Source organism: Phaeobacter sp. S60, from assembly GCF_000826845.1.
Taxonomy (GTDB): Bacteria; Pseudomonadota; Alphaproteobacteria; order Rhodobacterales; family Rhodobacteraceae; genus Phaeobacter; species Phaeobacter piscinae.
Genome location: NZ_JSWJ01000028.1, coordinates 142273 through 156192, shown reverse-complemented (window position 1 = coordinate 156192; position 13920 = coordinate 142273). Strand labels below are relative to the sequence as shown.

Genomic DNA, 13920 nt, shown 5'->3' with positions numbered 1-13920 from the left:
TAGAGACAGGCTCATCCGGTGATTACTTCAGTCGTGAAAACTTGGTTCTGGTGACTGATACGTCGTTGTCTGGCCACCGCGTTGCATGTGAACTGAATCAGATCATCGCTGAACCGGCATGGCGAAGACAGCCATGTCGGGCAACGGCACTTAGTTCACCCGCATGGCGATCCTCAACTGGGTGAAGAAAACGGGCATCGATCGGCATTTCATCGCGCCAGGAAAGCCCCGGCAGAATGGCTTCATCAACAGCTTCAACGGAAAACTGCGAGACGAGGGCCTCAGAAAAACGCTGCTCGCAACATTGCGCCATGCCTGCAACACAGTTGAAGAATGGCAAGAGGATTTCAACTGGCGCGGACCCCCTTCAGCATGGGCAACAGGACATCGATGGAACTTCTGCAGAGAAAGACAAGGGACAAGATGGCGGCCTAACGCCAGAAATCTAACCCCAAGGCTCCGCGCAAAATTGGAGGGACCGTGGGGCTCAGGCCAACGGATCCCGCGACTTCGAGTGTAAAAATCACTTCGATTGGGAAAGAGATCTTATGGGCAGAGACAACACAAAGCCCGCACGATCTCTGCTCTGTCTGAACTGCAAGTGTTTGACCCGGCAATCATTCAGGTTCTACGACTCGGTTCAATTACGCGACTGAACGGTATTTCGTTCAATGAGCTTTGGTGCCAACGCTATGTTCTCAACTTCGATGGTTTTGCCTCTCACCAGCTCGTTAATCTGGCGAACCGCGTTGGCAACCATATTGTTAACGGGCTGTCTTAGCGTAGTAAGAGAAAACTCAGGCATAGAAGCCATAGGGATGTCATCGAACCCGATAACTGAAAGATCGTTTGGAATGCTGATATTTAGCTCGCTACGCAAAATGCTGATCGCTTCGATCGCCATATAGTCGTTTGCCACAAAAAGGGCATCCGGATGCGTTTCCTTCGCGCCCTCAAACATCTTTCGAATCGCTGCTCCAGTTCTATCGAGATCAAAGTGACCGACTTCATGTGCAAAAAGATTGCGGTCACTTTCCCGAAGCTCAGCCTCAAAGCCAAATTTTCGATCCCGGCTTGTAGATGACCGCTCCCACCCGGACAGAAGTGCAATGTGTTGATGCCCCGTTTTCAGCAGATGCCGCGCAGCCATACGTCCGCCTGCGACATTGTCTGTTGTAACGCTGGCAATGCCATCATGTTCCTGAAAACGGTTGAACATCACTACTGGGATATCGCGCTGAGAACAGAATTTGACGAGAGTTGATGAAAGCTCGACAGATGCCGTGATGATTCCGTCGACCTGGTATTCCAGCAATTGAGATACAGTGTCCTCAACGCCTTCATCTGTACTGGGCATCATGAAAACCAGTGCGTGGAACCCGATTTTTTGTAGCTCTATGCAGAGTTTCTCAAGCGCGAGCGCGTAGAACTGGTTGTCCAGATAACTGAATAGAAGCGCGACTATGTTTGATCTTTGCGTGATAAGCGAACGCGCAATGGCATTAGGCCGGTACCCCAGCTCGTCCGCGGACTTGAGAATGCGCTTCTTTGTTTCAGGGGAAACACCCGATTGGGTCGGCGTGCGGGAAAATGCACGGCTCACCGCAGATTGAGAGACGCCAGCATGGCGCGCAACATCAATTGAGGTAACCTTGGACTTTTTCAAAGGAACTCACGCCAACCCGTTTTGCATTAGCTTTTCTTGACAACTGCCATCAGATCGACACCCAATTGCTTGAACGTATCGACGTGGTCAACCATTACCCAGTTTTCTTTCAGTTTACCATCGACCACCAGCCAGAAATCCGAAAAGCGCATCTTTACCGGTAGACCGGTGGGTGGCAGACCCAGATATTCACCATGTTGGTGGCCGGTCAGATATCCTGTCCCAGCAATCCATGTTTCGTTGGCGAACTCAATCTCGTGACTGACATGGTAGTCGGGAAATGCTTTGTAGAATTCGGCAAGAACGTCATATTTGAAGCGTTCGCGGCCATGGATGTCGCCGAAACCCGGCGGTCCGTGCCAGATCATATCCTCATGCCAATACTGGTCATGCGCATCAAGATCCTGAGCGTTCAACGCTACATACATATCTTGTATAAGTTTGAGGTTAGATTCAGCAGTCATGTCTCATCCTTTCACTGCACCTGCGGTCATCCCAGACACGATTTGTTTCTGGAAAACAAAAACCAAAACAATGATGGGTATGGTGATTGAGACGGCCCCGGCGATCCCGTGCATCAGCCGCGCGAGGCTTTGGTTCTGGCCCATGTAACTGCCAAGAGACGCGGTCATAGTGGCCATATCACCGTTCATGAGTTGACTGGAGATAATAAAGTCGTTGTAGGCCAGCAGGAATGAGAACAAGCCGGCAGTCACGATACCCGGCCACATGACAGGCACAATCACACGAAAGAAAGCCTGCCACCGATTGCAACCATCAACCAGCGCAGCTTCGTCCAGTTCCTGTGGTATATTCATGAAAAAGGCACGCAACATCCAGATTGTGAACGGTTGGTTAATAGCAACAAGGACAATGATGAGTGTCTCGTATCGGCTCCAGATTCCCAGCTCAAAAAAGGCCGGGCGATAGGCTGTCAGCAACACAACGTGCGGCATTGCGCGAAACACCATCGCGGCCATCAACAGCCAAAACCCAAGTGACCCGCGGTAACGCGACAAAGCATATGCCGCCAAACAGGCAATTGTGAGTGAAACGACTACGGTCGAAGTGGTTACGATGGTCGTGTTTATTGCATACTGCCAGAATCCGTCTTCAACCCAGATATGCCTGAAATTCTCCACAGTCATTGGGGCCAGTAGCTTTGGCGGGGTCGAAAACGCGTCTACGGGTTTGCGCAGAGAGATGACGAACATCCAAAAAAACGGGAGCAGCGCGGCAAAAAACCAGAACCAAAGGCCAAGGTTGATCGATACTCGAGACGCAAGGTTGAGTTTCGCTGGTCTCATTTTTTGGCTTTCTGGTCTTTGTAAGTCCGGATCATGATCGGTATCAACAACACAACGACCCCAGCCACCGTAAGCACGGCATAAGCCGCCGATTTGTGGATATTTCCCTCAAAAACAAGTGTGTAGTAGGTTAGATACTGTACTGAATTCGCGAAGACACGCGACCCGAATACCAGAACGGGCTCGAACACCCGGTAACTGTCCATCACATGGATCAGTGTGATTACGGCGAACAATGGAGACAGGTAAGGGATTACGATGTATCGAACACGTTGCCATGGCGTTGCGCCGTCTATGATCGCCGCCTCTAGCGGCTCTTCCGGTACCGTTTGCAACCCCGCATATAGTATGATGAACGCGAAGGGTGCAGCAAACCAAACTCCGTAGGCGATGATTACAAGTCGTATCGTGACCTGATCTGCAAGAAAGTAGAACTTTCCGAAGCCCATGGCCTCTAGTGTCGCTACGACAACACCGCCATCAATGAACAACCAATAAACCGCGAGGGACGAGACAACCGGGGTTACGATCATCGGCAGAAGCGTCACAAACACAACCGACCCACGCAGTTGCAGCGTTACTCGATTGGTTGCTAGGGCGAGACCGAACCCTAGGATCAGTATCATCGGTGTCGTGACAAACGTATAAAGCAATGTGAATTCAAGCGCGGACCAGAAATCTACGTCACTGATTTCTCGATAAAGCGCTTTGATAAACTCTCTGGGGGTTTCAATTTGGGCCCCATCAACGGAGGCCTTTAGGCCCTCCACATCGATAGCGTTTTCCAAGTTTTGTCCACCGACATATTGCCAGACCTTTACCGGATTGCCATCTGCATCCAGTACCGATTGTGGAACCATTCGGGTAACTTCCCGTGTTAACCCCCCAAACAGAGGTACCTCAGTCTTAACCTCTTTCAGTTCAGTTTGGGTAAAGGATTGATACAATGCGAGATAGACAATCGCGACAAGGGGGAGCGCGATAAGCAGCAGCATGGACACCAAAGACGGTGCAACGAATGAAAAGAAAGTAGAGCGCTTCACTGAACTATCCCGTCAGAAGTTTGATGCCAGCCAAATCGTATCGACGTAGCTGGCATCAGGGAGTAGGACCTACTTCAACAGGCCCTGGTCACGCGCCGCAGTGCGGTACGCCTTTGTTGCATCGGCCAGAGAGTCTTGGGCGCTTTCTTTGCCAACAATAAAGTCCGCGATGTTTTCACCCAGGGCCGAATGCGCCAGCGCAGCTTGCGGGTTCATCGGATAAGGAGGCGCGCCTGCAACAACCGTGTCAGTGATAGCCGCAGTGTATTGGCCTGGCTCATACGCCGAACGAATCCAGAGAGTTACATCGTTGTTCTCTTCGACCGTTTCCGCTCGCATTGCGTGCATCAGCACTTGGAACGTCAGATCTGGATCACCATCGAGGTTCTTTGGCATTACGTAGCCATCCCACCAGAATGTCGATGAAGGAGCTCCGCCTTCGACCATGATAGGGGACTGGGCAAATCCAATCTGGCCAACCACGGTGCTTTCGTCTGGATTGTCCATTCCTGAGGCTTCATTGCCCCACATAACGGCCATCGCCACATCACCTTGTTGCAATTGACGCTTCACGTCACCGAAGTCCATCGACATCGAATTTGGAGACATGTACCTATAGAGTGCGCCCATTTTCTCCAACGCCGCGACTGCTTCTGGCGTTTCGAAAGTAGAGTCGGATGTCTCTGGGTCGAACAATGTGCCACCATTTGCTAGGAGCATGTTGACGTACTCATTCGCCAATTCCCAGCTGTTGCCAAAGGCTGCGCCATAGGGGTGTTCGATCCCAGCTTGCTTGAGTTTTTCGGATGCCTCCAGAACCTCATCCCAAGTGGTCGGCACAGCGATGTTATTCTCTTCAAAGATGTCTTTGCGGTAGAACAGGTGTTGAGCGTTGACCATGAAGGCAATCGCCATGATGTCGTCGCCAAAACGGATCAGCATCCCCTCCTCAATGTCGTATTTTTCCCGGTACTTCTCGACCAGATCATTCAATGGGCGAAGTTGTCCCTTAGCCTGGAGCAGAGTTATTGAACTATTTGCGACGGCAGCTGCGTCCCAAGGGGACGTCGACGATTCAAACGCTTTATTCGTTTCTTCCTTGTGATCCGTGGTCAGTTTGGTTTCGACGACAAGGCCGGCCCGCTCGCAGGTTTCCATTTCTGCGGCCAAAACTTCTAGCGCTTCGAAGAAGTTGGACAAGACATTCACTTCACCCGTACCTTCGATCGTACATTCGGCCGAAGCCGCCATCGGGCTCAGTCCGATGGCCAATGCTGGTAGTATGTGTTTCAGTTTCATATCAACCTCCTTGTTGCCGCAGTCGCCGTTAGGTGTCTCCCAGTATCTGCATCAGAACCCCGAACTCATTGAAAACAGTCCATTCTTTCTGGACCTTATTGTTATGAATATGCCACTGAGTGATGCCCCAGATATGAGCTTCTTTTCCGGTGGGTTCACCGTATGGGCCGTTTCCGCGGTGCGCGCCGACACCACCCCAACGAATTGATACGAGATACCCGTCTTTGGCATTGCCCATCCAATAAATGTCATCGACGGCAATACGTATGTTTGGGAACATAGCGATCATCGACAGTACATGTGAGCGCATTTGGCCTACCCCACGGTAGACCCTACTTGTAGAGCCTTCGAAAACGACGTCCGGCTCATAAACCTGATCCATCGCAGCAAAGTTCCTGCGATTCCAAATGCTCTCAAATGCCGCATTAACGAAGTCTCGTATGTTTCCATCAACTTTATCCGGGATAGGGTAACGTTTAGGAAACGCCTGACCGGCCAATCGCTTCGGCTCGCTGGCAGCAAAGTTCGGAGCAAACGGCCCTTGCGGCCGTTGCGAGGCAATTTGTCTGGCTACTTCGCCTACGTCAAAGCCCATTTGCTGGATCAGTGCAGCAGTGTCATAGGCAACGTGTTCGTCATAAATTTCGTTGTCTCGTACGACACAATTGGCGATGCAGAACAGCCGAAGGGGCCGATTGGTAGGGGGCCCGAAGCGCGAGTAACCTGTGTTGGTTCCCATGATCATCGTGCGATGTGAGGTATGAAAACTCACGTCGTCATTACCGGCCCAAATCACCTCGTCCGCGATAAGCCGTATGTCAGGGATCGCATTGTTGGTATGAACGGTATCTTCGACGATCTTGTCGCGCCCGTATTGCAGCCCGACATCGTCCCAAACGCGGCAGTCATGGCTGTAGGTATCATAGATACAGCCGATGTCTTTTTCTTCCCAGATCTGATGCGTTATTCGGACAATGTAGTCGACAATATTCTTATATTTGTCGTCAAACCCTCTCATCGCCTGCGTGGCCAGGTGTTCGGGCTCTTTCCCCAGGAATTCCTTCGTTCCGCCGCGTCGATACTCTTCCAGAGAGATCGAGTAATCCGCCGGCATATGTTGGTCTTTCAAGGGACTGAATCGAATATGCGTTCCCGGTTTCGCGACATCGTCGCTGCGCAGCGACGATGTCGCGGATGCGGCTGAAGTATCTTCAGGAAGTTTAGGTTTTTGTGTCACGGTGCCCTCATCGATTCCAAACCGCATACGTATGCTTTAAAATTCAAGAAATATCTGGTTCTGTCAAGAGCTCGTATCGAGATAGCGGGCAAGTCCAAGTCATATAACACTTTTAGCTATTGATTTATTGAGCGAACTTACAGATGATGCGCATACCTATGCATCCAAATACAGGGATTTCGACTTGTATCAGCTTCATGATGCAAGATCATTTGCTCACCTTAAGAGCGGTCAGCGTTGCCTTTGTCCGTGCGCCTGTGATGATATTCCCGCCTGTCCTTGCCTGACGATCCAGCCAAAAGGCGGATGCGTGAGGCTCAAAGTCAGCGGCAATAGATCTGCGGACAGGCGTATTGCCGATCCAACGAGAAAGGACAGTGACAAGTCGGCCAAGTACTGGATCTTCGTTGATCAGCATAGGCTATGGAGACAGTTGGGGGTTGATTTGACAGTGGCCCATGAAGCAATGGGCCGCTGAAATGCCAAGCTGGAGTGATCAGAAATACCATGATCTTTGCCACTTCATTGGTGATGGTTCCTACATTGGAGAAGTGGGTTGGCCTGCCATGCAGCAAACTCTGGTCGGCGACGGGCTCCTGGGTCCTCTACCAACGCGATAAACCCTAGATATTCGCGGATTGGATTTTTGACGCAGGGAGGGCGATTTCATTCGCAAAAAACTGGGCATTGGTAGACTTGCTGTACATTTACCAAAAAAACTCGGAGTCGACGCCCTAGCCCGGATGGAACAACTAAGACGGCCAAATCCCTGAGCTCCATACATACAACAGGCAACCGGACGACTTTTGTACAACATGCTATTGAGCAGGAGGTGCAGTTTTTTGACGATTTCGACCTGAGATTAAAATCATTTAGGCGAAACAATACGCGGCCTAACCCGCGGCGCAGTCTGACGGATTGCCCGCCAGACACCCTTAAGAACCGAGAGGTGAATATGTCTGATTTACAATCTGCAAAAGATCTTGTTCGTCGCTATTTTGCTGCGCTGGACGAAGGTGCCGTGGCTGCCGCCAAAACCTACTTTTCACCTGACGCCATCTGGCGTGGTTATCATCCGTTCCATGAAATTCATGATCCGGTCGAAGTTGCCAAACGGTTCTGGGAACCCCTTCAAAACTCTCTGCGCCGAATGCAGCGCCGGTTGGATATCTTCATGGCTGGTGAAAACCAACTCGATGCCGGAGGTGTCTGGGTTGCGTCGATGGGACATCTGATGGGGCTGTTCGATGAACCATGGTTGAACATTCCGCCCACCAACAAGATTGCAATGCTGCGTTATGCAGAGTTCCACCGTGTCGAAGGGGACAAGATAATCGAGACGGCAATGTTTTTTGATATCCCCCACCTTGCAGCGCAGGCTGGTTTGCGTTTGTTCGCGTCACAAACCGGAGCGCACTTGGTACACCCCGCTCCAATGACGCATACCGGCGTCATGTTCGATGCCCAGAACCCCGAAGAAGGTCTTAAAACAAAGGCCGCAATCGACTTCATGATCAACGACATTCGCGACTGGACAGGGCGCGAAGAACTGGGCCTTGAAGTAGAGTTACCACGCAGCTGGAATGACGACATGATCTGGTGGGGGCCGACTGGCATCGGTGCCACTTATACAATCGAGCGTTACATCAAACAGCACGCCGGTCCCTTCCGAGACGGGTTGGCTGATCGCACGTTCAACGGCCACATTGCCCGCATTGCAGAAGGTGAGTTTGGAGGCTTCTTTGGGTGGCCAAATCTGACGCTCAAACCATCGGGCGGATTCATGGGAATGCCTGCATCGGATAAGGCAAGTGATATGCGCGTGATAGACATGTACCGACGATCCGGTGACAAACTGACAGAAAACTGGATTTTTATTGACCTGCTGCACTTTTGGAACCAGCAGGGTGCTGACATACTTGGGCGCATCCCCCATATGCGCGGTTAGTCCCCTTGTTGGCACCCCTTTTAGTGCTGGCGCCCACAGAGCAAAGCACCCGCCCCATATGAAGCAATCGAGCGGGATGTGTAGACTGCTATTTTGTCTTGTTTAGAAGGGTGGAGCTCGTTGAGTTCAGCAAGCTAGCTTTGCAACTTGCTTGCGTCGGCGGGTTCCGATCTCGAACGTATCCGCACGCCTATCGTGCTCACAACTGCATCTACCAGAGTTCTCGCCCCCTAATCGAAGTCAATCAAAGCGCTTAAAGGCACGTATGACATGATTTTACCAGAGCAGAGCCCCCCTAGCCGATTCTGACATTGCTCATAAGCATGGCGATAACGTCTGTCGACATGCCTTCCTGCGCGGGATGGGCGCTCCACCCGGCAAAGGCCGCCCTGCGCCTCTCGCGAAACTGGCGAATTCGACTTTAAAATAGCAAGCAGCACAGCCGGGTTTGTCGCACATGCCGATTTTCGGCCACCTGTATCTCGGATGACTGTCTCAGCAACCAGTTGGTGTTTAGTGTAATACTACAAACCACGGCCGGCGCGGTTTAGGCCATATGTTCAGTGATGAGCACAAAATAACCGATACAGCGACATGCACCAATGTCTGATCTTTTCCGCAATATAGCCAGCGTCAAGAAAAATCTTGCAAAGCATAGGCAATTCGAATTCGAATGTCAGACAATTGAATTTCGAGTGTGGGCCGCCTGACTGGCGACCCCGACTATCGACGCCGATTACGAAGAGGTCCGCATCTAGTTATACAAATATCACTGACTTTTCGGGAGGAAAGACCATGAACTTAAGACCTGACCCCACGTTCCACGCCACGCCGCAGCTAGCAATGGCCGCACCCACCGAGAACTACGCCTTTACCATAATGCTGAGCCCAGACGGGTCACAATCCGACGGCATTGCGGTTGTTGACGTGAACCCCAAGTCTAAGTTCTATGGCGAGATTGTTCATCAGGTCATAGTCCCCCACAAAGGCGACGAATTTCACCACTTTGGCTGGAATGCATGTTCCTCGGCCCTATCCCCTTTGACAGGTCACGCTTTCCTTGAGCGCCGTTATCTGATCGTGCCGGGCATCCGCTCCTCGCGCATCTACATCATTGACGTTAAAGACCCGCTAAAAGCCAAGATCCACAAGACGATCGAGCCCGAAGAGGTTTTTGCCAAGACAGGCTACTCCCGCCCGCACACCATCCATTGTGGCCCTGAGGGTATATATGTCTCGACTCTAGGCGGCGGCGGCGAAGATGGGACCGATGGCCCTCCTGGCATCTTCATCATGGATTGCGAGACGTTCGAGATTATCGGCCGCTATGAAATGGACCGCGGCAAGCAGGACAAGCACTACGATTTCTGGTGGAATCTGCCGCAAGACTACATGGTCTCGTCCGAATGGGGCCTTCCACCACAGTTTGAGAACGGTGTCGTTCCCGAGGATTTGCTTTCTAACAAATACGGCCATTCCATCCATTTCTGGGACCTGCGGAAGCGCAAAAACATCCAGACCATCGACTTTGGCGAAAACTACCAGATGGCGCTTGAAATCAGACCAGCCCACGACCCCGCTAAGTCCTATGGCTTCTGCGGCGTGGTGGTGGATACGACCAACCTTCAAGGTGCGATCTTTACATGGTGGCGTGATGATGACGGCACCTGGCAGGCCAAGAAAGTTATCACTATCGACCCACGCCCCGAAGATCCGGAAAATCTTCCACCGCTCTTGCAAGGTTTTGGCGCGGTGCCACCGCTGGTCACAGATATCGATCTTAGCCTCGATGACAAATACCTTTACGTCGCGTGCTGGGGCTTAGGCGAAATGCACCAGTATGATGTGTCCGACCCGCTAAACCCGGTTCTGGCCGGGAAAGTCGAAGTTGGCGGCATTGCCAAGGGCACAGATCACCCCAACGGCAAGCCCTTCGTTTACGGCCCGCAAATGGTAGAAATCAGCCGTGATGGCAAAAGGGTCTTTTGGACCAATTCGCTGTATTCCACCTGGGATGATCAGTTCTATCCAAACGATGAAGGCGGTCAGATGATCATGGCCCACAATGACGAGAACGGCTTTTACCTCGACAAGAACTTCTATGTCGAGTTTCCTAAAGGCCTCAGGTCTCACCAAATTCGGCTGGAGGGCGGCGACTGTTCCACCGACAGCTTTTGCTACCCAAACGTTTAAGACTTGGAAAGCGCAGCATCGATGACGGCCCTGTGGTGGGCCATCATCGCCTCCGGCTTCTATCATGGCATGAACCCAGGCATGGGCTGGCCCCTCGCTGTCTCAGCCGCGCTATTTGAGCAGAAATCATCTGCTCTCCTGCACGCACTCGCGGCCCTCGCCATGGGTCACTTTATTGCTATGACCGCGGTCCTGCTTCCATTTTCAATGATGCTGACGCTGGTCGAATATGAGGCTCACATCCGTGTCGGCGCGGGCTTCTTAGTTGCCTCCCTTGGCGTCTACTTATTGATCAACCGCCGCCATCCACGATTTTTGGCGAGAGTCAGCCCGGCCAACCTGGGGCTGTGGTCCTTTCTCGCCGCCCTCGCGCATGGCGCAGGGCTGATGCTGGTTCCAATCTATTTGGGTATCTGTGCCGTCTCGGAACTCGATGCCGGCCACACAGCTGCTTATGCGCTGATGAACTCCAATGTGGGGCTTGCCTTCACCGTCGCCGCTGCTCACACAGCTGCGATGATACTGGCAGGCGGGGCGCTTGCCGCTGGGATGTATTTCTGGCTTGGTTTGAAATTCTTGTCAAAGACTTGGTTCAACCTAGACGTGGTCTGGGCGCTTAGCTTGATTGTCGTTGGGATTATTGCGATCTGGCACACAGTTGCATAGGCAGCAGTGCTATCAGCAGAACACTTTTGCAACCATGTCCAAACGGAATTCATCGCCTTCGACAATGTCGCGGCCCAAAACACACCTTGTTAAAGGGTAATCTTGTGGCAGGTTTATCCAGCAAGACAGCCGTCGCAGAGCTTTGTCTCCGATGGCGAATTTCTTTCTGATCATCCTTCAGATTACAGCGTGTTTTTGCGCAAAGTAACGGCGTAGCCCGCACCGCCACACTTGCTTTGTGACCAGCGCAACTAGGACGAGCCATTCACCCCTGGCCATCAGAGGTAAGACTCTGCTTTCCCCCTCGGGCAACCCTATTAGACAACACCGTGCCCTCAGCTGCGCCTGCGGGCAGCACCACTATTGCAGAATAGCAGTATCTCGCCCTCACCCGCGTTCGCCAAGTGGCAGATCAGCAGGAACAGGCGCCTGCGGCGTCTGATCTGCAAATCAGCCCTGACGTTCCTAAGAGGAAGTCAGGATCAATGAGTTTGGTCTATGCGTTGGATGAATAAGGTGAGGCGAAAATGGCAAGGTTCTGTCGCTGGTGGCAGAACTATGTGTCGCTTCACAGGAAGAAAGTGGCGGACCGAGGAGGATTCGAACCCCCGACCCCTTGATTCGTAGTCAAGTACTCTATCCAGCTGAGCTATCGGTCCACTGTCGCGGGGTTTATTCGCAGTTATGCGGCGGCGCAAGCCAAAAGCGAAGGGTCGGAGAGATTTTTCTCCGACCCTTCAAGAGACCAAGTCCAGCGGAGTTATCAGAAGCCCAATTTCGAACGGGTCTGCCGAACCTGAGTCTGGAACTTATAGCCGCGCACCAGGCCTGTGTCTTTTCCCATCGGCCACCATTCTGGGTCATTTGGCCAGCTGCGCCACATGACGCCCCACGCATCAACGACATGGCTGATGCAGGATCTATCACTTGAGCTGGCACCCGCACGGCGCCCGCTTGGATAATACCAGACAAGATCCTGACACATCTGACCGTTGGCATCGGTGGACCACGTACCGGCTCCCAGGTTGTCACCTTGATCAGCACACCAGGCCCGTGCCTGACCACCTGGCCCGAAATAGATCCCACCACCACAGTTGTTGGTCCAAAGCTCAGTCTTGCCAGAGTAGATCTTGGCGATCTTTTGTGGACTTGCGATTTTCGCACTGCGAGGCATTGGATCGGCAGCTGCCGTCATTGGCAGGATGCAGGAAAGGGCTGCGGCAACAAGTTTACACTTAACAAGAGTCATCATTTACCTCCTTCGGTGAGCCTAAGTTCAGCTCGTTTGTTGCCGTCTAAGCGGCTCAGAGAGCGGTAGATCCTTGGACCAATGCCGGATTGACTAAGGCATCTGGTTCTACAGCCACTATTTTAGAACAAAAAGTAGTCTGCGTGTTGTAGTTCGGAAAACGCCGTGTTCTCGACCAGAACGGTCACATTGGCAAAATAGATCGCTGCATCATCGCCAACTTGGCCAAAATCGACATCGTCCATACTCTCCGCACCACGACCCAGTTTGATACGATCAACACCGAGCTCAAAATCAGTTATGCGGTCTGTGTGATCGCCCTCGTTGAACACAAAGATGTCAGCCCCGTCACCTCCGGTCAGCACGTCATCCCCGGTTCCGCCGTACAGGCGATCTACGCCAGCCCCGCCGCGCATTGTGTCGCTGCCGGATCCACCAATCAGGCGATCATTGCCTCGCCCCCCTCCAAGAAGGTCAGCTCCAACGCCACCAAAGATGACATCGCGGCCCACTCCACCGCGCAGCACATCGTCGCCGCCGTTGCCATGCAGTGAATCGGCTCCTGAACCGCCCCGCAGAACATCAGCTCCCAACCCTCCGGTCAGGAAATCATTACCAGCACCGGCCGCGACCGTATCGTCGCCGGCGCCAAGCGAAATTTGATCTGCGCCAGCATAAGTACGGATTGCCGTAACACTATCATTCAATAGCGCGGTAATCTGATCTGCACCGGACAAAAGCTCCCTTGCGACGTCCTCGGCGCGCAACGAGACGAATTGGTCGAAGCTTACCGAGATATCAGAAATCGAAACGATCGGAGCGCCATCAAGCGAATGATCCATAGAGAATATCTGCCAGTCGGCCTGATCGTCGCTGGAGAAATCGCCGCCGAGACGCAGAATTGAACCATCTTCGCCGGTCTGCTCAAGCTCAGTAGGCGAGACGATGGTTCCGAACGACGTACGAGAGGTCTCAAACCCGTCAAAGGCCAAGTAGTTGCTCAGCGAGGACACGCCTGGAAACGACGCAACGAATACATTTGCCATTGAGGGCTCTCTTTCGCATTGGATGGAACGATTTGATTAAAAGCGATAGGGTTTTTCCGAACAGCGCGCAAACTTTTGGCCGACAATATTGGCTAACGAGACATTAATAGGCACCCATCGCGTACAAAACCCCGCAATGCTATTGACTGTTTCTTAGATGGCGACGAGCGCTCGGCGCCGTGTGGCTTCGCCACGCTCTGATTCTCGGTATTACAGCTATCGCGGACTCGCGTCGCTCTAAGCAGAAAACCGCGAAGGCGCACTGT

The 13920-nt window shown here is 52.4% G+C and carries 13 protein-coding genes and 1 tRNA gene; 4 read left to right on the top strand and 10 right to left on the bottom strand.

Annotated features, from left to right (window positions below):
* Positions 1–97: 97 nt before the first annotated feature.
* The gene (locus OO25_RS23300) at positions 98–340 is read right to left on the bottom strand and encodes a hypothetical protein (protein ID WP_241770523.1); all 243 of its coding nucleotides are present in this window, start codon (positions 338–340) and stop codon (positions 98–100) included.
* Between OO25_RS23300 and OO25_RS23490 the strand changes: the two genes are divergently transcribed.
* The gene (locus OO25_RS23490; protein ID WP_369808879.1) at positions 245–520 is read left to right on the top strand and encodes a hypothetical protein; all 276 of its coding nucleotides are present in this window, start codon (positions 245–247) and stop codon (positions 518–520) included. The two genes, OO25_RS23300 and OO25_RS23490, sit on opposite strands and share 96 nt — an antisense overlap.
* 120 nt (positions 521–640) lie before the next feature.
* On the opposite strand, the gene OO25_RS20380 is transcribed toward OO25_RS23490, so the two are convergent.
* From OO25_RS20380 to OO25_RS20355, 6 genes are all read right to left on the bottom strand, one after another.
* Positions 641–1666 carry a LacI family DNA-binding transcriptional regulator gene (locus tag OO25_RS20380; RefSeq protein WP_040182473.1) on the bottom strand — a complete coding sequence of 342 codons (1026 nt, stop codon included), beginning with the start codon at positions 1664–1666 and terminating at the stop codon, positions 641–643.
* 26 nt (positions 1667–1692) lie between these two features.
* The gene (locus tag OO25_RS20375) at positions 1693–2130 is read right to left on the bottom strand and encodes an ester cyclase (protein ID WP_082035029.1); all 438 of its coding nucleotides are present in this window, start codon (positions 2128–2130) and stop codon (positions 1693–1695) included.
* A gap of 3 nt (positions 2131–2133) precedes the next feature.
* Positions 2134–2973 (bottom strand): carbohydrate ABC transporter permease, encoded by an 840-nt coding sequence (locus OO25_RS20370; RefSeq protein WP_040182470.1) that lies wholly within the window; start codon positions 2971–2973, stop codon positions 2134–2136.
* Complete coding sequence (locus OO25_RS20365) at positions 2970–4016, bottom strand: carbohydrate ABC transporter permease (protein ID WP_040182469.1); 1047 nt, start codon at positions 4014–4016, stop codon at positions 2970–2972. Before OO25_RS20365 ends, OO25_RS20370 begins: the two co-directional genes overlap by 4 nt.
* Before the next feature lie 69 nt (positions 4017–4085).
* Positions 4086–5315, bottom strand: coding sequence for an extracellular solute-binding protein (locus tag OO25_RS20360; protein ID WP_040169857.1), 1230 nt, complete (start codon positions 5313–5315; stop codon positions 4086–4088).
* Positions 5316–5343: 28 nt separating this feature from the next.
* On the bottom strand, positions 5344–6552 hold the full coding sequence (locus OO25_RS20355; protein ID WP_175304850.1) for an ester cyclase: 1209 nt from the start codon (positions 6550–6552) through the stop codon (positions 5344–5346).
* A 955-nt stretch (positions 6553–7507) separates the two neighbouring features.
* Between OO25_RS20355 and OO25_RS20350 the strand changes: the two genes are divergently transcribed.
* From OO25_RS20350 to OO25_RS20340, 3 genes are all read left to right on the top strand, one after another.
* On the top strand, positions 7508–8500 hold the full coding sequence (locus tag OO25_RS20350; RefSeq protein ID WP_040182466.1) for a nuclear transport factor 2 family protein: 993 nt from the start codon (positions 7508–7510) through the stop codon (positions 8498–8500).
* A gap of 795 nt (positions 8501–9295) precedes the next feature.
* Positions 9296–10693, top strand: a complete 1398-nt coding sequence (locus OO25_RS20345) for a selenium-binding protein SBP56-related protein (RefSeq protein ID WP_040169852.1) — start codon at positions 9296–9298, stop codon at positions 10691–10693.
* Positions 10694–10714: 21 nt separating this feature from the next.
* Positions 10715–11359: a hypothetical protein gene (locus OO25_RS20340; protein ID WP_040169850.1), complete on the top strand. Its 645-nt coding sequence runs from the start codon at positions 10715–10717 to the stop codon at positions 11357–11359.
* A gap of 582 nt (positions 11360–11941) precedes the next feature.
* Here the strand turns inward: OO25_RS20340 and OO25_RS20335 are convergent.
* The 3 genes from OO25_RS20335 to OO25_RS22655 form a co-directional block, all read right to left on the bottom strand.
* A tRNA-Arg gene (locus OO25_RS20335) sits at positions 11942–12018 on the bottom strand.
* Between the two features lie 104 nt (positions 12019–12122).
* Positions 12123–12608: a DUF995 domain-containing protein gene (locus OO25_RS20330; protein WP_338090142.1), complete on the bottom strand. Its 486-nt coding sequence runs from the start codon at positions 12606–12608 to the stop codon at positions 12123–12125.
* A gap of 122 nt (positions 12609–12730) precedes the next feature.
* Entirely contained in the window at positions 12731–13654 is a 924-nt protein-coding gene (locus OO25_RS22655; protein WP_040169845.1) for a calcium-binding protein, read from the bottom strand.
* Between the last annotated feature and the right edge of the window lie 266 nt (positions 13655–13920).